Genomic DNA, 18,885 nt, shown 5'->3' on the forward strand with positions numbered 1-18,885 from the left:
TCAGTCTTCCCGGTCTGCGCTGGTGCTTAGGCGGCCCCAGGTGTCGGCCATGAACATCAGGTTGGCGAGGCTTTCAGTCAGTTGGTTTAAGGGCTCGGCCGGCAGGCTATTGATGGCTTGGTCGAGGGCGGCTTGATCCGGCGCCCGGTGTTGGGTGGTTTCGGCGAATGACGGTTTGTCGCCCCGGGTCGGTGCTTGTTGTAGGTCACCGTCCTGCAGGTTGTAGGTGCGCTGCCAATAGGCGTTGGTGAACCTTACGCCGGACTCGGTCAGGGCCTTGTCGCGCTGGGCCAGGGATTTGTCGATTTCTTCTTGTTGCCAGAGGGCATAGCGCGGCGCGACGACGTCGGGGCCGAAGTTGAGGTCGACGACGTGACGAATGCAGGCGTTGAGTGCGCTGGCGACGATGGCGGCGTCGCCGTCGCGGATGTCTTGGGTGACTTCGGCGCCGGCCGTGGCGCTGGCGTGGTTGGTGTCTTTTTCGGTGGTCTGGTTTTGCCCGAGCATGGCGACGTTGATTTCGCTGCGGCAGTATTCGAGCAGTTGGCGATAGACGTCGGCGCTACCGGCTTTGCCGGCCGCTTCGATGATTTGCACGCTGGCGTCGTCGGGGATGGCGGCGACGGCGTCTTGGACCATGGCTTCGAGGCTGTCGAGCAGCAGGTCGGTTTCGCCGTCGGTGGCGCCGCGTGGGTGTTGGCCGATGACCCAGGGGCTGCCGTACTTTTCGGTGAACTGTACCCAGAACTTGAGCCCGCCTTTCATGAAGGTGGCCGGCCAGAAGCACATGCTCAGGTCTGGGAAACCGTAGGGGTTGGCGTAGGTGGCGTCTTGCCGAGCGACGACAAAGCGTTGCGGGTCGCAGGGCTCGCCGTCTGGGCCGGCGTCTTTGGCGCGAAAGTGCAGCGCGTTGTTTTTGTCGTAGAAGAACCATTCCGCCGGTTTGCCGAGCAGGTCTTGTGGCACCCAATGCCTGCCCACGGGGCGCCATAGGAGTTCGATGGGCTGGTAGCCGAATAACGGTGCGTCGAGTAGTTCGCGGATGATGCGGTCCAGGTCGAGGTCGGTGAGCCAGTCGGTGATGAAGCGTTCGACTTTGCGGGTGGTGTCTTCACGTTGCAGGCCTCGTTCCAGCGACAGCACGGCGGCCTTGCGGCGGCGGATATTGCCACCGACGAGGGCTGAGCTGCGCAGGTGGCGGTACACCGCCATGTCTTTGCCTTGGGCTTTGAGAATCGGGTCTGGGTTAGGCAAATGGCTGCCGAAGTCGCTGGCCTGGGCGCGGCCTCGGGTGGCGATGTGGCGGTTGAGGGAGCGGCTGCGTTGGGGCTCGGCAAAGTGGACGAATTCAGTGGGGCTGACCCATAGGCCTGTGTTGTTCATGCGTACCCCTGGGTGAGGCGCTGGCCCTGGCGCGGGCGGCGTGATTTGACGGTGACCGGGCCGCTGGCGACTTCCAGCGTGGCGAAGTTGGCGAGCGCACCGGCACCGGCGAAGTCGCCGTGGCGGTAGAGGTCGGGGTCTTTGAGGTCTTGTTTGCGGGCTTTGACGATCATGGGGATGCCGTCGACGGTTTCGATGGCGCGGATGTCTTGGTGCAACGAGTCGTCTTTGGGCAGCGTGATCGTCGCGTCTTCGAACAGTTGCACGAATTTGGGCATCCAGGCGCCGTACCAGGTTCGGGTGATTTTCACTTGTTGGATGCGGTTGTGGCCGAACGCGTCGGCGGTGTCTTCGGCGAGGGTTTCGCCGCTGCCGGTGGCGTCCAGGGCCGCGCCGACGAAACGCGGCAGCCGGCGCAGGATGTAGAACAGGATCTGCTGCTGTTGCCGGGTGGGCACTTTGTGCATCTCGACCACGAACGGCACGTCGCGATGCCGTGCCTGGTCAACGGACATCGGGCAGATAATGGAGAAGTCGCGGTGCCGGGCGTAGTCCATGCCGAGGAAGTGGCGTTGCTCGGGGGAAAGCGACTGTAGCAATGGCGCCAGGTAGCGCTCGATCCAGTCGTTGACGTAGGCCTCGCGCCGGTAGACCGGCTGTTGGGCGAAGTCATCGTCCAGGGCCAAGCGCAGGACGGTACGACCGGGACGCATGGCGTCTTCGATCCAGACGCCAGGGATGCAGACGCCGTTGCCGTCGCGGGGGATGGCGTCGAGCTCTTCGCGCATTTGCGCTTTGCGCGGGCCGTAGGCGTTGCGGATTTGTTTGTACCAGGCTTCTTTTTCGTCCGCCGTGGCGACCTTGCCGGCCATGAAGCAGACCCGTTCAAACAGGCCGTTGGCGACGGCGTCGTCGAAGGTGGCGCGGAAGACCTGGGCGCTGCTGCCGTAGCGCTGATCGCGGATGTCGCTGACCATCTGGTTGAAAGCGTTGGCTTTGCCATTGTGGGTGCTGATGATGACGATGCGACCGCCCCAGATCAGCAGCGCGGTGGCGGCGTCGAGCACGGCCGCGACGTCGCGGTGAAACGCGGCTTCATCGATGATTACTTTGCCTTGTAGGCCGCGAACACCGGCCGGGTTGCTGGAGAGCGCGACGATTTTGAAGCCTGAGGCGTAGCGGATGCGGTAGGCGTTGATGTGGCGGGTGTTGCCGGCCTCATCTTGGTCTTGGAAGAGGAATTCTTCGATTTGGCTGACGCCCGACGCTTGGGCTTCGGCGATGACGCGGCTGAATTTGGCGCAGTAGCCGATGAATTCCAGGCCCTTTTCCTTAGTGTCGCCGATGTAGAAACAGTCCATGCCGCCGGCGATTTTTTGGGAGGCGGCGGTGATGACGCTGTCCAGGGCTTCGGCGAAGGTGATGCCGGTGCGGCGGCCTTTTTCACAGAGTTTGATGTGGGCGTCGATGGCCAGCCATTGCGATTGGTGGGCCATCAGGATGCCTTCGCCCAGCGGGTCGTAGCCCTCGGGGATCTGGCGGACGCTGGGCGGCAGTTCATCCCATTCGATGACGCGCAGTGTGCTGGCGGCGGCTTTCATGGTTTGACGCCGAGGAATTTCTGCCGCCAGAACTGGGCCTGGTCTTCGGTCATGCCTTGGGCTTTGACGGCGTTGTCGAGTTCGACGGCTTGCTCTTGCAGCAGGCGTTCGCGGGTGGCTTTTTCGATGGATTGGCGCTCTTTGACGCTGAGGGTCCGGGCTTCCATGGTGGCTTTGGCGGCGCGGGCCAGCGCGGAGACTTCAGCGACGGTGACATCGTCTTTTTCGTGGGCGCCCATGGCGGCCTGGTAGGTCAGGGTCGAGATGGCTTCGACCAGTAAGGCGCCGGTTTTGTCTGAGGCGTCTTCACCGAAGGCGCCGACGAAGGCTTCGGCCATTTCGCGCTGCTGACGGGCTTTGTCGATGAGTTCGTCGAAGCCCAGTTTGAAGCGCCCCAGGGCGCTGCGACTGGGGGCTTTGTCGTCGGGGAAGCGCTTTTGGATGTCGGCGAGCATGTCGTCGAGCGTCAAGCGATCCTCGCGCAGGAGCTTTTGTATGTAGGCCTTGACCCGCGGTGGCAGGCGGTTGATGGAGGATTTTCCGGCCATGGTCAGGCCCCCGGGCGTTTGATGCCGGGCACGCGGGCGCGGCCGGCGGCGATGTCTTGGCCGCGTTCGGTGAGGGTGGCGACCAGCACCGGGCCGATGTCGGCGAGGGTTACGGCGCCCTGTTCGGCGAGCCATTGCAGTTCGGTTTTGACTTGGTCGCGGCTGGCGGTGTGGCCGAAGTTGTCGAGGGCGGTGTTGAGGACGGAGCTGTTGGCGCGGTAGCCGGGCATTTCAACCAGCAGCCGCAAGATGACCAGGCGCATGTCGTGGCGCAGGTAATCGGCATAGGGGGTCATGTTTTTTCTCGCAGCAGGTAGTCGTTGATGCGGTCGAGCGACCGGGCCAAGGGGCTGAGGGCGTCTTTGACGCCGGTGAGTTCGGCGCGGATGGCTTTCATGTCGCCCAACAGGTCGGTGACCGCTGATGAGTCTGGCAGGTGCCGGACGTGTTCCTCGAGGGCGACGATGCGGGTGCGCAGTTCAAGCAGTTCTCGGGCGCTGGCGGTGTGGCGGTTGGTGATCCAGGTGTAGAGGGCCAGTATGGTGAGGACCAGCCATTGCACGGTCTGGAAGCCGAAGTTGAGTTCATTGAGGTTCATTCAACGCTCCGCAGGTTTAGTGCTGTGGTGGTCGGTCTGGCCCTTGTTTGATCAGGCGTGCGACGAACAGGAGGATGGCCAGTGCGCTGTTGAGGGTGGCGTAGGCCTTGGGGGTTAGCTGGGGCTGCCAGAGGGGCAATAGTTCCAGTTGGGCGAACCCTGCCAGGACGATGACTAGGCCGATCTGGAGGCTGTAGAGCTTGTAGCCGTGGCGCCAATCGCTGATGAGTCTCATACGGGCGCCCCCTTGAGTTGGCCGTGGACAACACCGCGCTCGATGCCGGCCAGTGATAGGCCGTCGGCAATGATGGTGTCGCCGTACCAGCGACCGCCCGGCAAGGGGCCTGGGCCGTTTTCGTGGCGGATGATGACGGTGACCAGGGCGCGCATGATGTCGAAGTCGTAGACGTCGACGCTGGCCGCATCGGGGTCGAGGCCCAGGGCGCGCGCGACGCTGATGATGTAGGCATCGGTGTTGTTTTCTGAGGGCGGCGCCCAGCGTTCGATGATTTCGCGCACGGTGTCGATGGGGCTGCCGTCGGCGGCGCGGCGTTTGTCTTGGTAGGTGATGAGGACGCGGGCGATGGCGCGGATGCCCCAGCGTGGGTTGATGTATTGGACGTATTGGTTGTCGGTCTGGGCGGTGGCCATGCCTTGCCAGCGGACGCGATGGGTGTGGCGGATGTTGCCGGGGTTGTAGTTGCGGATGCCGCGGGGGTGTTCGGGTCGCATGGGGGATGCCTCCAGTCGTGGCGCCCCTTGGGTTGGGGCGCTGGATGTGCTCAGGCCGCTATGGTGGGTGGCGTGGGCTGGAGGGGCTTTTAATCGGGTTTAGGGAGTGGTCGGGACTGGGCTTACTCGCGATAACTCAACAGTTCTTCCTTGGTTGGTAGTTGAAATGGTTGGAGCCGTGCGCGTCGTAACGTGACTGGAGGAGATCGACCCAGTGCAGCCTTTCGGAACCGGCAGAAGTCGGCCAAAATTCGCCAGTCGCGAAGTGCTATCGCCTCTGCTCTGGCTATTTTCACGAAGCGGTCTAGGATCATCTAGACGTGTTGCGGATTCCCAGAGGCCGGCTTTGCCCAAGACATATATTTTTATATTGGATATCGTTGATGGCGGTATGAGTTATTCAGTAAATATTCGGCATGTATCTGTGTGGTTGGCTGGGAAAATTCAAAGGTAATTATTGGCGTTACAAAAATACAGGCCAGTTTCGGCTATAAGTATCTCAAAGCCAATGGATTAAGAGGATGAATATGAAAAAGTTGCGTCTGTGTGTCTTGCTTATTTTTGCAGTGATTTCCCAAGGATGTGCCGACTCAATTCATTACAAGAAAATTGGGGAGCAAAACGAAGGAGATACGCCTGGAGGGCCAGGCACTCCTAATCATGTGTTTGACGGAGAAAGAGAAGGAGCAGGTACAAAAGGAAGTTCAAAGCTAGGACGGTCCGAGGATCTGCGAGAAGAAGCTGAAAGACGAGCGGCTGTAGAAGCAGAAAAAAAGGCGAAGGCTGCTGCAGTCGCAGCAGCATTGGCAGCTGAGCAAGCCGCCGCGATAAAAAGGAATGCCGCAGCAATCGAGGCTGTAAAGGCTGCCGAACTAGCCAAAGCGAGGAGCATTTGGCAGAAGGCACTTGATGCCCTAGTCAATCTATTAAACTCGCCACCAATCCTAGAAAAAGACGCTGATAGAATAACAAGTGAATTAGCGACGAGTTACGGTAATTTGAGCAGTTGGCCAATGCCACCAGACCCCGCGATAGGCCGCTATATCGGCGGCGGCGGTGCAATTCTAGATGTAGCAGTTTGGGTTAAAGATTACATTACGTTAACAAGAGTTGTCGAAAAAGTTGAAGCCTTTCGAAAAAGTCTCCGTAGGGACGAAATTGTTAACGTCGCGATCTCTGTAACTAAGGAGGGGGATGTTTCGGTGACCCGATTGATTGGGGGCAATAGGGAAGTATGGAGCGCCCCAGAAACAAGGACTCAGTTCACAATAATATCGGGATACCCCTCTCCAAAAGGTGTTGAAAAAATTTTTAAGAGCTCCGGCCAAAGCAAGCTGGAGGAAGAAATATTTTACAGTGAGTTGGCTACAGTCACAAGGAAGGTTATAAATGAAAACCAAATGAGAACCAAAGATGAAATCGAGAAAGCCATAAAGGAACTTAGGCAGAACGAGCCGATTTGAATAAGCTGCGAATTACTAGGTGCTATTCGAAAGTTATGCCCCTACTGAGATAAAATATTGATCGCGTGCACCATTAACCGAATCGCCCCCCATGACCGCTTTATGGCCGATTTCTGCCTATCTTCACCTGCATCGACGAGTTGTTCTAAGCCGATCATGGCTGATACGTACGCTGGCCAATCCGTCGTGTTTTGTCGGTCGTTGGCGTAGCGGTTTCGACCGAGGGATCCGCGCTTTGCAGGCAGTCAGCTCGGTTGAGGGTGTATTCATCCAAGTGGCTTTGGATCGAGCCGGGAATCACCTCTGTACCGCCTTGGCGAGCGGCAGTCACTTGGGCCTGCCACCAGCTGTTGGCAAAGACGGCCGCCGAGGTACACTTGCCTAAGGGCTGAAACACGGAGCGACCGAATTGCGCGTAGCCCTCTTTAAGCAATGATTTGAATACTTGGCTATGAGCGGCCAGTTCATGGGGCTGGTTGGCCTTGAGTAGGTGCATCCCTTCAGTCATCGCGCTGTCCAGCTGCGATAGGTACCAGATTGCACTGTTCAAGGCCTGTGTACTGGCGCGGTTGTGTTGGGCTGTGGGGGGCAGTACTTCAGTTTCGATGCCTGGTGCGGGAGCACTCGGTTCGGGTTTGTTCGGCAGGAATGCGTATGCCATGAGGTTTGCGATGATCAACCAGCCGACGATCAATGCGATTTTTTCGGCGGCGGGCCGATCTTTCCAAGGTGTGGTGTGTTTTTTCTCAGACATTGAAACCTCCTTTTAAAGTGTCTTTGGTCGTCCCTGACCGTTAAAGCTGGCGGCTACAGCGCGGTCTGCCGGTCTTATTTGTGTGATGCCATGATGGCGAATGCAAAGAAACCGAAAACACCTGTAATGCCTAATGCCCAAGGTTTTAATGTTTCAGGCAGAAAGTCCCTGACAAGAAAGCTCAGCGCCGCGATGCCCATGCAGCCGCCAAAGACTTTCAACATTTGTAGGTTGTTTCGCTCTTGGCGTGCCCGTTCTTTTTCGTGCTCTGCAACTTTGTCGTGACGGTGCAGGTTGTAGTCACAGTGCATGCACAGTTGGGTGTAACGCCAGGTGCAGCGGTGACATTGCGGGCATTCTCGGGCGCGGTCACTGCCCTCTGGTGGGGGCTCTTTAGCGGTCTTTATGTCAAAGGTCTGGTGGCCGAGGTTGATGTGTCCCCGGTTGCCTTTGATTTTGATGGTGAGTTCGTGATCTTTTCCATCCCTGGGGAGGCTTTCAATTTCCTCAGAAAGCCTGGCTGAAAGATTTTTTACCAGGGCTTCGTCCTCGCTTCGCATACAGCTCCTTTGCTATTTCAGCGATTTACTACCAACTTCAATATTCGCTCAACGCGTGGTTGATCAAATCCTTGATCGTCACCCAGCGCGTTGTAGACCTCTGCGGCCACTTCGGCCAGTTTTTTGGCCGGCCAGCGCCGACCGGCTTGTTTGGCGGCCGCTTCTAGCATTTCGATGATTCGGCCGAGCTTCTCGCTATCGATGGGTGCCCATGCGCTAGGCGACGTGGCGGCGATTTTTTGCCCGGTAATGATGAAGTACGTATCAGCACCGGCTTCGGCGATGGCGGCTAGGTAGTTTGCGTCGGGCACGCGTTCATCTGCTTCGTAGAGCATCTGCGTTTTCTTTGTCACGCCGGCCAGTGCCGCGAAGTCGGTCTGGTTGAGGCCAAGTCGTGTTCGTTCTGAGCGCAGTCGCTCACAAAAAGAAACCATTCGGTTACCAAAAACCCTTTGAAAAGGAACCGATTGGTTCCATCATAAATTCACACCGTCCTACCACGAACGGCAACTTAATCGGCACCCCAGCGGTGCCAGCAGCCCCCGGAGTGAACCCATGGCGCTACGTACAGCAGATCAGGCCCGAGCGGAGCTCAAGGCCAAAGGTGTTTCGATTACCCAATGGGCAATCGCCAATCGTTTTTCACCCAACCTGGTGTTCGAGGTGTTGGGTGGACGCAAGAAATGTGTAAGGGGTCAGGCCCACGAGATCGCGATCAAACTGGGTCTTAAAGCCGGAGAAATTTGTACTGATCCGGCGACGGCCCTTGAGCTCAACCGTTTTGTGGCGTGAGGCTCGTGATGAAAAATCATATCGGCTATTCGGAATCTACCGTTTTAAAACCTACGTCGTGTGGGGGCGCAGGGCAAAAAAAGAGTTTTCCTACAAAAAAACCACCAATTCACACCTTTTTCGTTGTTTCCACTTTTTGCCTGAACCCATTGCCACTCAATGCCACCGGTACTGAGGGTGTCAATTTACCTGAAATGTCTGAGCCGGAGGCGAGGTTATGAATCGTTCGGGGTCGGCTGCTGCACGCGTTTTGCGTGCGCTGAAGGCGTTGAAGGGCCACACGGTGACGGGTTTGAGTAATACGGAGTTGGCGCAGCTGACGCAGGACAGTCCCTGCAATATCACGCGGGCCATGCAAACCCTGATTGAGGAAGGTCTGGCGGTGAAGCTGGATAACGGCCGCTTTGCTCACTCGGTGGGTGTGTTGCAGATCGCGCAGGCGCATGCCGAGCACATGGCCCGTTTGACGGAGCGTATGCAGGAAATCAATCAGCGTATTGCCGCTGGGTCGATCGTTTAAGGAGGTTGTATGGCACGGAGCAAGAGCATACCCGTGGAGACGCTGGCGCTGCCTGTTTTGGATGGGGTGATGTTGACGGCTGATCAGAACGCGATGGCTGCGCTTCACGCCTCGCACAGTGAAGAGCGTGACACGGTGAATCAGTTGCTGGGGCAGGCGCAAATGGCCGGCGTGTTTGAGGCGTTTTCCCGCACGGTGCGGACTTCGAAGTTGGCATTTGTGAAGGAGAAGAAGCTGTATCGAGGGCTGGCCGGGCGCAAAAGTCCGCACGGTGCGCAGGTGTTGAGCGGTACGTGGGAGGAGTTTTGCGGGCTGCTGGGGCGTTCGGTTGATCAGGTGGATCGGGATATCGCGAACCTGCGGGCCTTCGGTGAGGAGGCGCTGGATTCGATGTCGCGTATGGGGATCGGTTATCGCGAGCTGCGCCAGTATCGGCGTTTGCCGCAGGACCAGCAGGCAGCGCTGATTGAAGTGGCGAAAGCCGGTGACAAGGAGGCGTTTGTTGATCTTGCTGAGGAGATGATTGCCAAGCACACCCAGGAGAAGGAGCTGTTAGACCGGCGCCTTGATGAGATGAAGGCTGATTACACCGCGCAGAGCGAGGTGATGGCGAAGAAGACCGGTGAGTTGGATAAGGCTCGGCGGGAGTTGGAGGTATCCCGTAAGCGAGTCCAGGCGATGTCTGCGGATGAAGTGGCGAAGGCTTTGCGCGGGGAAGTGGCGGCGATCGCTTATGAGGCAGAGGCCAGTGTGTTGGGACCATTGCGCGAGGGGTTTGCGAAGCTGGAGGCGTTGGCTGTCGGTGGTGAGGATCACCGTGTCTTTAAAGCCGGTTTGATTCGGCAATTGGAGATCACGCTGGGGGCGGTTCGCAGTGAGTTCAACTTGCCAGATCAGGCGGATGGCGTGGCCTGGATGACGCCTGCGGAGGCCTGATTGATGAATCCGGTACACATTGAGCAGTTGATGCAGGTCGCACAGCGCGCTGATGCGGCTGTGCATGGTGAGCGTACGGCTATTTACGAAGCTGGGGCGCTAGCGTTGGGGGTTTCGATTTCTACTCTGCAACGCCAGTTGAAGGCGGTGCGTTTGGCGAAGCCGCGAAAGCGGCGCAGCGATGCGGGTTGCAGTGCGTTGCCGCTTGAGGAAGCGCGGTTGATTTCGGCGGTGTTGTTGGAGTCCATCCGGGCGAACAATAAGCAGTTGTCGACGATTGTGCGGGCCGTTGAGCGCTTGCGCAGTAATAATTTGGTGATGGCTGGCCGGGTGGATGAGGAAACGGGGGAGTTTCGACCGTTGAGTCGCAGTGCGATCAGCCGGGCGTTGCGCGCTTATAAGTTGCACCCCGAGCAGTTGCTGCAGGACGCTCCGGCGGTGTCGTTGGCGAGTCAGCATCCCAATCATGTTTGGCAGATTGATGCTTCGATCTCGACGCAGTTTTATCTGGCCGATGATGGCGCTCGGGTGATGAATAAGGCCGAGTTTTACGACGGCAAGCCCGCGAATCTGAAGAAGATCGAACGCCAGCGGCTGTGGCGGTACGTGATTACCGATCATACGAGCGGCACGCTGTATGTGGAGTATGTGTTGGGGGCGGAGTCGGCTGAGAACTTGTGCAGTGTGTTGATTAATGCGATGCAGAAGCGCAGCGAGTCGGACCCTTTTCATGGGGTGCCTTGGGTGTTGATGACGGACCCTGGGGCGGCGATGACGAGTGGTATTTTTCGCAATCTTTGCCGTGTTCTGTCGGTTGATTTGATGATTCATAGGCCCGGGAATGCGCGGGCCAAGGGTCAGGTTGAGCAGGCCCACAATATTGTCGAGCGTGAGTTTGAGAGTGCTCTGAAGTTTCAGGCTGCCACGAGTCTGGAGCAGATCAATGCATGGGCCGGTCAGTGGATGCGGTATTTCAATGCGACGTCGATTCATACCCGCACGCGGCGTACTCGGTATGGCGTTTGGCAACTGATTAAGCAGGAGCAACTGCGGCTGGCGCCCAGCGTTGAGGTGTGTCGCGAGTTGGCGGTGAGCACGCCGGAAAACCGCAAGGTGAGCAATTTGCTGAGGGTTTCGTTTCGGGGCGCGCAGTTTGATGTGAGTTCAGTGCCGGATGTGATGGTGGGTGATCAGTTGCTGATCACTCGCAATTGCTGGCGCGATAAGGACTCGGCGATTGCGGTGCTGGTGGGCGATGACGGGCGCGAGTGCTATCACGTGATCGAGCGCGTTGGGGTGGATGCGTTTGGGTTTGCCGAGACGTCTGCGATGCTCGGTGAGCGGTATAAGCGCCACGCTGAGACGCCGGCCCAGGTGTCGCGCAAGGTGTTGGAGCAGCTTGCGACGGGTACGAGCAATCAGGCCGACGCGCAGGCCGCCCGCAAATCGAAGGCTGTGCCGTTTGGTGGGCTGATCGATCCGCATAAGCATGTCAATGACACCGTGTTGCCGGCTTATCTGCCGCGGCGCGGTACGCATCTGGATTTTACTGCTCCCACTGTTGAGATTGCCCCGCTGAGTCATGTTGAGGCGGCGAAGCTTCTGCGTCCGCGTTTGGGCAATCTTTGGTCGGCTCAGACGTTTGGTTGGTTGCTGACGCGGTTTCCAGAGGGTGTTCCCCACGAACAGATTGAGGCGGTTGAGGCTGAGTTGAAGCGGCCCGCTGAGGTCATGCGCCATTCGATTGGAGTTGAGTGATGTTGAAGTTGAAAAGGATTTTGCAGGATGTGGGCCAGCCTCAGGCAGCGTTGGCTCATTCGCTGAACTTGAGTTGCGCAACGATTGCGCAGTTGGTGAACCACAACCTTTGGCCTCGCCGTCTTGACGGTGAGGTTTTACGGGGGCGCATTCGGGGGTTCTTGGCGGAGTCCGGCGTCAATGATGCCGCTATTGCTAATGCTTTTGATGAAGTGGATCGGCCGTACGCCAATACGGCAGGTTCGGCCCTTGTGAAGGGGCCGTCCGGTGAGGAGGAATCGATGTTATTGCCCAAACAAGTACTGCAGCCAGCCACTCGCAAGGCGTTTGGTTTGTTTCGTGATCCGTTTGATGAGTTGCAGTGTGCGCAGGATATGTGGGTGAGCCCGGAGATTCGTTATGTGCGTGAGGCGATGTATCAGACGGCCCGACACGGTGGGTTCCTGGCCGTTGAGGGGGAGTCGGGGGCCGGCAAAAGTACGCTTCGCCGGGATCTGGTGAACCGCATTGCCGAGAACAATGATCCGGTGATGATCATTGAACCGTATGTGCTGGCTTCCGAGGATAACGACGCTAAGGGCAAGTCGTTGAAGAGCACGCACATCGCCGAGTCGATGATGGCGGCTATTGCGCCGTTATCGAAGCCAAAAAGTAGTCCTGAGGCGCGTTTCGCTCAGGTCCATAAGGCGTTGAAGGAGTCGCATGCGGCTGGGTATCGCCATTGCCTGGTGCTTGAGGAGGCGCACAGTTTGCCGGTTCCGACGTTGAAGCATCTTAAGCGCATTCTGGAGTTGGAGATCGGGTTCACCAAGTTGGTGAGCATCATCATGATTGGCCAGCCCGAGCTGGGGGTGAAATTGAGTGAGCGCAACGCAGATGTGCGTGAGGTGGTGCAGCGTTGTGAGCGGGTGAAGTTGATGCCGGTTGGGCATTCACGTTTGGCGGAGTTTTTGACGTTCCGCTTTGATCGCGTGGGCAAGGTGCTGGGGGACGTCATTGATGAGGGGGCCATTGAGGCGATTGCGGCGCGGTTGTCTCAGCCGACTCGCTATGGGGGGCGTGATGGGACTGTTTCGCTGCTTTATCCATTGGCGATTGGCAATTTGGTGATTGCGGCGATGAACTTGGCTGCTCATCTGGGTGTGCCGAAGGTAACCGCCGATGTTGTTAAGGGGGTTTGAGATGGATTCTCTGGATCTGGTGAGGGATGCAGCGCCGGCCAAGCCGTTGAGTATTTTGACGGAGGCGTTTCCGGCGCAGTTGTCCGCGTTCAATGAGTTGACGCGTGACATTCGTGAGGCTGGGGTTTCGATCAAGCTCTTGGTGTTTTTGGACAATAAGATTTTTATCGAGCTGGACAGTCTTGAGCGGTTTATGCGCCGCTTTGGAACTCAGATGCGGGGAATTCGCTATTCGCCTGCGGGGCCATTGACCTGTAACACCGTGACGGTTCGGGGTGTTGATGTGGCTTGGTTTACGCCAGTGAAGGAGCAGGATCAATGAGCCTGGCCCTTGATGCTGCGGTGAAGGCTGTATGAATGACTTCCGAAGCAAGGGGCCGGAACTGCTGGTTGATCTGACTGAACACGTTGCGGATGCGCTGCGTGAGTTGGTGTCGATGGATGATGAGGCTGCCCGCCATGTGGCCAAGGAGGTCACCGATCGCATGGCGGCGCATTGGGGCGGGCAGAATGTCTATTTCCCAATGGGGCTGGCGGGCAAGCTGAGTCGGCGGGATCGGCAGATCTACGAGGAATTCAACGGCACCAATCAAAGCGACCTGGCACGCAAGTGGGGGGTATCGCTTCAGTGGATCTATAAGATCGTTAAGGCGGTTCGAAAAGACGAGATAGCGCGTCGCCAGGCCGATATGTTCGCCCCGCCAGTCGATGACTGAGCGGGGTGTTTTTTGTTGCACTGGCTGCAACGGTATTGCATAGGCTGTCCCAATTTGTGCCAGCCTATCCCGGAATAGACCGGATTTATCTCGCTTATGCGGTAGGATTTATCTCAACCCCGAACAGCTTGACGGATGTTGCGGTAAGCGGATTGAGCAGTAACGTACCGGTGATCGTGAGATTGCCTTCGCGCAACAGCTGGCCACTGACGTAGACCACCCCGCGGTGCACCACGTCGGGTACATAGTCGCGGCGCGGGCGGGTCGGGGAACACGACACCGAGCTGGGCAGGCTTTGCGCACGAGATCATGCGGGCTCCATGTGATGGACAGACCGTCGGGAGCCGACGGCCTACTATCCGGAAACCTGCGGTTTACTTGCCCAGAATGTTCTTCAACGCAGCAGTATGGCCGGCCGGGTCGTTTACGCTGGACATCACTTCGATGACGGTGATCTTCTGATCGTTCATCGTCATTAACGAGGCCATCAGTAGTTTCAGGCCGTTGAAATCGTCGGTGCCGTCCAGGCGATACATCTTCAAGTCGTTCACCTGAACGGTCTTCTCGCTAGTCATGCGAAAGTTGGGTGACGCGGCCTGCTGCTTTTCCTTCAAGGTATCCACGGCAAGGCGAAACGCAGCGTCCGGGGTGGTGCCCACAGTCGGCGCCGGACCTTCGGTAACGATGATGGCCCGCTCGCTTTTCGGATCGAAGTACATCGTGCCGCCGTTCTCGCTGTTCAAGGTACGGGCCTCGACGCCTTTCAGCACGAACTTCAGCTTGCCGCCTGCCAGGGACACCGATTGCGTGTCCGATGCCGCCGTAGCGGTTTTTTCAGCCGGGGCAGCAACTGCCATGGTGGCCGCGCCGCTCAAGGCAGCAAGCACGCACAAGGAACGGGTCCAGCCCAACAGAAAATGCTTCGTCATTGATAGCGCCTTTGTTTTCAGGCCGTCGAATACCAACGGCCAGTCGTGCGAACAGCCTAGCTTACTTGCCTGCTCACTTGTCCAGGATGTTGTTCACAGCCGCGGGTGACCGCGTCTGACTACCCGACAACCAGATACGGCCTCGGGCGCTGGGGCGCAAGAACTGGCTCTTTGCTGGGTCCCTACGCGGCGGCAAACGCGCCGCTGCGATCATGAGTTTGATCCAGGAAGCGCACCCACCAGGAGCGCTTTCATAAGAAAAACCCAATGCATCCGAGCCCTTCGCGAGGAGCGTAGAACACTTCGCCATAACCGTTGACGTTTAGCAGGATTGATCGCCTTTGGTCCAAGAACGAAGCTTGTCCAACGTAGGCGCCTTGACTCCAATCGTGCTCCAACCCTTGAGGGTGTATAGCTTTATTTCAGCGATACCCTCAGGGGTAGGCTCGACAGTGATGATCGCCAAACTGAGCCTAACGCCTTGGGCCACCATACGCTGGGTGATTTGCCCGCTACCGAGTTCTGAATCGAACTCGCCTTCTGTTGTGACGGGGGTCCCCATGGGCGAGTGTTCCAAACAGATTCTGCTTGCTTGACGGATGTTGCGGTAAGCGGATTGAGCAGTAACGTTCGCCTGGATCGAGCCATCGTAACCGTCTGGATCAGCCATCAGATTTGCGGGTGTATTTGTGCATCCCGCCAGCAATAAAAAACCGATAGCCCATATGAAATTCAAAACCTTGCTCCCTTTGTCGACAGAGTGAACATGCAAGCAAGGTGATATAGGTCATTCAGCCCCCTATCCGCACACTCAATCGCACGACGGTGAAACGTGATGCTGATCCACCTGTATTTTTTTGTTCGTTATAACGCTCTAATGATCGAGTATCTAGTGCAGGTATCCAAACGCTGAAGCATTTTCCAGGCACAAAAAAAAAAGCCACTCATCTGAGTGGCTTTTTTCTGAATCTTGGAGCGGGAAACGAGACTCGTATCTGGTGTCCGACCCATTGAAATCTAAAGGGTTTCTTTTCTTGCCAGGGCAGGAAAAGACTTAATTTTGGACTTGTTTTTAAAGTACTTCAACGGTCAAAAGGGGTTTATTCCAAGCTGCGCTACTGGATTACATCCGTAGCCAATTGGACGAACGCGCGCCGCCGTTACGAACGGTGAGCCTACCAGAACGGTAAATAACATGATGCAACGCCTGACCGCGCCCAACCTCAATGCATTCCCAAAACCAGTGGGTGCGGCTCGTGTTCGATGAGTACACAGAACTTTATGGCGCTGCGCTGGGCCCAACGATTGAGGAATTGAGCGGCTAGGGTGATGATGAAACTCGGAACCCACCGAACCAAACAAGAACTTGCTGCTCCATCCGCGCCTTCTGCCACTCCCGGCACGAAACGCAACCCGTTCGGCCTAGCCTAGGCTTAGAACTGTGCTCTCCTGTTTTCGAAGGCTGACGAGGCCCACATCAAGCGGTACAGCTGCATTTTGCTCGGGAACTCTTGATAGTAAACCATGCCAACGCAGGTCAAGGCCGACTTGCACGATATACAAGTCGCGATCACACAACTCCGGCTTTTGTTCGGCAAAACGGTCTAACGTCAATTACTCAAAACCGATCTGGCGATTGCAGACTTGGCGTCGATAATAAGTCTAGGAAGAACAAAACACTCAGCGCCATTGGTCGATCCGGGTGACCCCTGCCACTTTGATTTACAACGAGAGTTGCCGTAGTAATGTAAAGGCCTGCTTCATTTGGTCTTCACTGACGACGAACGCCCGTAGCTGCCCTGCCATGTCCAGCCCTTTGGCTACCAGCCCCTGTGCCTCAAGGTTGATCTGCCATTGCAAGTCCTTCCGGTTGGTTTCTCCGGCCAGGTGCAGCGGCATTTCCGGGGTCTTGATCTTCACCAGCATCGCCGGGAACTTCACTTGCTCATCGCCACCCAGCACATTACTCGCCAGGGTCATGGCGCTTAACTGAATGGGTTGTAGAAACGGCAGCAGCTTGCCCTGGATTTGCGCGCAATCGCCAACGGCAAATATGTGTGGGTCAGAGGTGCACATGCGTTCATCAACTTCAATGCCACGATCAACCCGTAGGCCAGCCTGCGCCGCTAACGTCGTATCAGGTTTCAATCCGATTGAGGCAATGATCACATCGGTGGTGATTTGCCGGCCATTGGACAAAGTCGCCAACAGGCTATCGTCTCTCTTTTCAATGGATTCCAAAGCCTGGTTGAACACCATTTCCACCCCCATCTGGCATAACCGATGCTGCAAGCGGCTACTCACCTCAACAGGCAGCAACGATGCCAGCAGGCTGCAGGACTTATCCATCAGTACCACTTGCTTTCCGGCACGATTGACATCCATTGCCAGTTCACTGCCAATCAAGCCGGCTCCCAGAATCAGTACGCGCTCTGCCGCTCTCAGAGCGTGTTGTGCATGACGGTATTCTTGCTGACTATTCAAAGTCACCATCCACTCCCGTCCGGGAATTGGCGGAACGATGGCTTGCGCACCCGTGGCAAGAATCAGTTTGTCGTAGCTGAACGCCTCACTGCCGGCGCTGACACGCTTGTTTTCGCGATCAATTGCAGTCAGCTGGCAACCAGCATTCAGGGTTAACCGATACATCTCGGCAAACTCCGCCGCAGACTGACGAGTCATGTCGTCCGCTGTCTGATTGAGACTGATGACGTGACTCAGGTCGGGCTTGTTGTACTCATCGCAACTGTCTGCAGCAATCAGCCGAATGGGCACCGCTGCATCGAGCCTGCGCAAGTTCTTGACCACCTGACGAGCAGCGAAGCCGGAGCCCACAATGACGATTTCCTTGTTCATTTCGCCTCCGAAGCAAGCTCATCGAATACCGATTTACCCAGTGAACATTCCGGGCACAGGAAGTAATCAGGCACATCACACCAGGCCGTATCGGCCTGCACATCCTGCATTGGTTCCCCGATCGCCGGGTCGTAAATCCATTGGCAGACACTGCACTGCATGCGCGGGCCGTTGTCCGCGATTGGTTCTGCCTGGGCAGTTGCGGCGGCGGCAGATCGTGCGACTTGTGCTTGCGTCGATGGTTGCAGCGCCCATTGCCGAGCAATTTCGCGGCCATGAGCTCGGCAAACCTCAAGCGAGTCACCGTCTGGCCGCCACTTGGCTTTGAGCGTCAATGTGGTTTCAAAACCAGCGTCCATCAAGCGTGTCTGAATACGGTCTACCGCCCCACCATTCCAGCCGTAACTGCCAAACGCCGAAGCCTTTTTGTTACGAAAACGCAGCCCGGTTATTTCCTCCAGCAGGGCGGCGACTTTCGGCATCATGACGTTGTTCATGGTGGACGAGCCCACCAGAACACCTTTTGAGCGGAACACGTTGGTCAGAATCTCATTCTTGTCGTGGCGCGAGACGTTGAAAATCTTCACCGCCACACCCGGATCAACTTCGTGAATGCCTTGTGCGATGGCATCGGCCATCATGCGGGTGTTATTCGACATGGTGTCGTAGAACAATGTGATGCGGTCCTCCTGATAGTCCGCCGCCCATTCCAGATAGCGGTGCACAATCTGCGTCGGATTATCACGCCACACCACGCCATGAGCGGTGGCAATCATATCGACCGGCAGATTGAAACCGAGGATCTCGGTAATCTTAGGAATGACCAGACGACTGAATGGCGTGAGGATATTGGCGTAGTAGCGTTGGCACTGATCGAACAGTTCGTTTTGATCCACTTCATCATTAAACAGGTGTTCGTCGCAGTAATGTTGGCCAAAGGCGTCGTTACTGAACAGTACGGCATCGCCGGTTATGTACGTCATCATGCTGTCTGGCCAATGCAGCATCGGAGTTTCCACGAAAACCAGCTGTTTGCCATTGCCGACATCCAGGGTGTCGCCGGTATGTACGACGTGGAAATCCCACTCTGGATGATGGTGATGACCGTTGATCGAGTCCACGCCATTGGCGGTGCAATAGATCGGCGTATTCGGGATCAGCGACATCAGTTCTGTCAGCGCCCCTGCATGGTCCTCTTCGGCATGATTGATGACGATATAGTCCAGCGTGTTCAGGTCGATTTCCATCGCCAGGTTCTGTATGAACTCCCGGCTGAACCTGTGATCAACCGTATCAATCAGCACGGTCTTTTCTTCACGGATCAGGTAGCTGTTGTAACTGCTACCTTTGTGGCATTTGTATTCTGTGCCATGAAAGTCCCGCACTTCCCAATCGCGCTGACCGACCCAATGGATGTTGTTCTTGACGAGAATTGACATAACCTACCTCGGTAAAAAATGATGTTCTACACCGAAGATGGCAATGTTCGTGCCAGACAATAAGACATTGATTTTAAAGGACAAATAAAACAACTATTGTCAATATGACATTACCCGTT

23 protein-coding genes are annotated in these 18,885 nt (G+C 56.9%); 9 read left to right on the forward strand and 14 right to left on the reverse strand.

Features of this window, described 5'->3' with window-relative positions; genetic code table 11:
* From CD58_RS17705 to CD58_RS17735, 7 genes are read right to left on the reverse strand one after another with little or no spacing between them, the layout of a single operon-like run.
* Positions 1-1,383: a DUF935 domain-containing protein gene (locus tag CD58_RS17705; RefSeq protein WP_025214335.1), complete on the reverse strand. Its 1,383-nt coding sequence runs from the start codon at positions 1,381-1,383 to the stop codon at positions 1-3.
* Positions 1,380-2,984, reverse strand: coding sequence for a terminase large subunit domain-containing protein (locus tag CD58_RS17710; protein WP_025214336.1), 1,605 nt, complete (start codon positions 2,982-2,984; stop codon positions 1,380-1,382). Before CD58_RS17710 ends, CD58_RS17705 begins: the two co-directional genes overlap by 4 nt.
* Entirely contained in the window at positions 2,981-3,532 is a 552-nt protein-coding gene (locus CD58_RS17715) for a phage protein Gp27 family protein (protein ID WP_025214337.1), read from the reverse strand. Before CD58_RS17715 ends, CD58_RS17710 begins: the two co-directional genes overlap by 4 nt.
* 2 nt (positions 3,533-3,534) lie before the next feature.
* On the reverse strand, positions 3,535-3,828 hold the full coding sequence (locus tag CD58_RS17720) for a hypothetical protein (protein ID WP_025214338.1): 294 nt from the start codon (positions 3,826-3,828) through the stop codon (positions 3,535-3,537).
* Positions 3,825-4,130: a hypothetical protein gene (locus CD58_RS17725; RefSeq protein WP_025214339.1), complete on the reverse strand. Its 306-nt coding sequence runs from the start codon at positions 4,128-4,130 to the stop codon at positions 3,825-3,827. Before CD58_RS17725 ends, CD58_RS17720 begins: the two co-directional genes overlap by 4 nt.
* A gap of 16 nt (positions 4,131-4,146) precedes the next feature.
* Positions 4,147-4,365, reverse strand: coding sequence for a hypothetical protein (locus tag CD58_RS17730; RefSeq protein ID WP_025214340.1), 219 nt, complete (start codon positions 4,363-4,365; stop codon positions 4,147-4,149).
* Positions 4,362-4,862, reverse strand: a complete 501-nt coding sequence (locus CD58_RS17735) for a hypothetical protein (protein ID WP_025214341.1) — start codon at positions 4,860-4,862, stop codon at positions 4,362-4,364. The genes CD58_RS17730 and CD58_RS17735 overlap by 4 nt, the downstream gene beginning before the upstream one ends.
* Before the next feature lie 521 nt (positions 4,863-5,383).
* Between CD58_RS17735 and CD58_RS30575 the strand changes: the two genes are divergently transcribed.
* Entirely contained in the window at positions 5,384-6,325 is a 942-nt protein-coding gene (locus CD58_RS30575; protein ID WP_144238587.1) for a hypothetical protein, read from the forward strand.
* A 154-nt stretch (positions 6,326-6,479) separates the two neighbouring features.
* On the opposite strand, the gene CD58_RS17745 is transcribed toward CD58_RS30575, so the two are convergent.
* From CD58_RS17745 to CD58_RS28800, 3 genes are all read right to left on the reverse strand, one after another.
* On the reverse strand, positions 6,480-7,079 hold the full coding sequence (locus tag CD58_RS17745; RefSeq protein WP_025214343.1) for a hypothetical protein: 600 nt from the start codon (positions 7,077-7,079) through the stop codon (positions 6,480-6,482).
* A gap of 74 nt (positions 7,080-7,153) precedes the next feature.
* Entirely contained in the window at positions 7,154-7,639 is a 486-nt protein-coding gene (locus CD58_RS17750) for a hypothetical protein (RefSeq protein WP_025214344.1), read from the reverse strand.
* 17 nt (positions 7,640-7,656) lie between these two features.
* Positions 7,657-7,974 (reverse strand): hypothetical protein, encoded by a 318-nt coding sequence (locus CD58_RS28800; protein WP_049866966.1) that lies wholly within the window; start codon positions 7,972-7,974, stop codon positions 7,657-7,659.
* A gap of 220 nt (positions 7,975-8,194) precedes the next feature.
* Here CD58_RS28800 and CD58_RS17760 point away from each other — a divergent pair, with 220 nt between their 5' ends.
* Genes CD58_RS17760 through CD58_RS17790 form a run of 8 tightly spaced genes read left to right on the forward strand, consistent with a single transcriptional unit; the run spans position 8,195 to position 13,542 of the window.
* A complete protein-coding gene (locus CD58_RS17760) occupies positions 8,195-8,431 on the forward strand; it encodes a DNA-binding protein (RefSeq protein WP_025214346.1) in 237 nt (78 codons plus the stop codon).
* A gap of 8 nt (positions 8,432-8,439) precedes the next feature.
* Positions 8,440-8,652, forward strand: coding sequence for a hypothetical protein (locus CD58_RS30580; RefSeq protein ID WP_144238588.1), 213 nt, complete (start codon positions 8,440-8,442; stop codon positions 8,650-8,652).
* Positions 8,649-8,951, forward strand: a complete 303-nt coding sequence (locus CD58_RS17765; RefSeq protein ID WP_025214347.1) for a helix-turn-helix domain-containing protein — start codon at positions 8,649-8,651, stop codon at positions 8,949-8,951. Before CD58_RS30580 ends, CD58_RS17765 begins: the two co-directional genes overlap by 4 nt.
* Before the next feature lie 9 nt (positions 8,952-8,960).
* On the forward strand, positions 8,961-9,887 hold the full coding sequence (locus tag CD58_RS17770) for a hypothetical protein (protein WP_025214348.1): 927 nt from the start codon (positions 8,961-8,963) through the stop codon (positions 9,885-9,887).
* A gap of 3 nt (positions 9,888-9,890) precedes the next feature.
* On the forward strand, positions 9,891-11,645 hold the full coding sequence (locus CD58_RS17775; RefSeq protein ID WP_025214349.1) for a DDE-type integrase/transposase/recombinase: 1,755 nt from the start codon (positions 9,891-9,893) through the stop codon (positions 11,643-11,645).
* On the forward strand, positions 11,645-12,826 hold the full coding sequence (locus CD58_RS17780; protein WP_025214350.1) for an ExeA family protein: 1,182 nt from the start codon (positions 11,645-11,647) through the stop codon (positions 12,824-12,826). The genes CD58_RS17775 and CD58_RS17780 overlap by 1 nt, the downstream gene beginning before the upstream one ends.
* Position 12,827: 1 nt before the next feature.
* Positions 12,828-13,148 (forward strand): hypothetical protein, encoded by a 321-nt coding sequence (locus CD58_RS17785; protein ID WP_038436684.1) that lies wholly within the window; start codon positions 12,828-12,830, stop codon positions 13,146-13,148.
* A gap of 31 nt (positions 13,149-13,179) precedes the next feature.
* Complete coding sequence (locus CD58_RS17790; RefSeq protein WP_025214352.1) at positions 13,180-13,542, forward strand: Mor transcription activator family protein; 363 nt, start codon at positions 13,180-13,182, stop codon at positions 13,540-13,542.
* 374 nt (positions 13,543-13,916) lie between these two features.
* Here CD58_RS17790 and CD58_RS17795 read toward each other — a convergent pair whose 3' ends face one another.
* The 4 genes from CD58_RS17795 to norV all read right to left on the reverse strand — a co-directional run bounded on the left by CD58_RS17795 (position 13,917) and on the right by norV (position 18,766).
* Entirely contained in the window at positions 13,917-14,471 is a 555-nt protein-coding gene (locus tag CD58_RS17795) for a hypothetical protein (protein ID WP_025214353.1), read from the reverse strand.
* A 322-nt stretch (positions 14,472-14,793) separates the two neighbouring features.
* Positions 14,794-15,207: a hypothetical protein gene (locus tag CD58_RS30590; RefSeq protein ID WP_144238589.1), complete on the reverse strand. Its 414-nt coding sequence runs from the start codon at positions 15,205-15,207 to the stop codon at positions 14,794-14,796.
* Positions 15,208-16,193: 986 nt separating this feature from the next.
* On the reverse strand, positions 16,194-17,327 hold the full coding sequence (gene norW, locus CD58_RS17805; RefSeq protein WP_025214355.1) for an NADH:flavorubredoxin reductase NorW: 1,134 nt from the start codon (positions 17,325-17,327) through the stop codon (positions 16,194-16,196).
* A complete protein-coding gene (norV, locus tag CD58_RS17810; RefSeq protein WP_025214356.1) occupies positions 17,324-18,766 on the reverse strand; it encodes an anaerobic nitric oxide reductase flavorubredoxin in 1,443 nt (480 codons plus the stop codon). Before norV ends, norW begins: the two co-directional genes overlap by 4 nt.
* Between the last annotated feature and the right edge of the window lie 119 nt (positions 18,767-18,885).

The sequence above is a fragment of the Pseudomonas brassicacearum genome (assembly GCF_000585995.1).
Classification (GTDB): Bacteria; Pseudomonadota; Gammaproteobacteria; order Pseudomonadales; family Pseudomonadaceae; genus Aquipseudomonas; species Aquipseudomonas brassicacearum_A.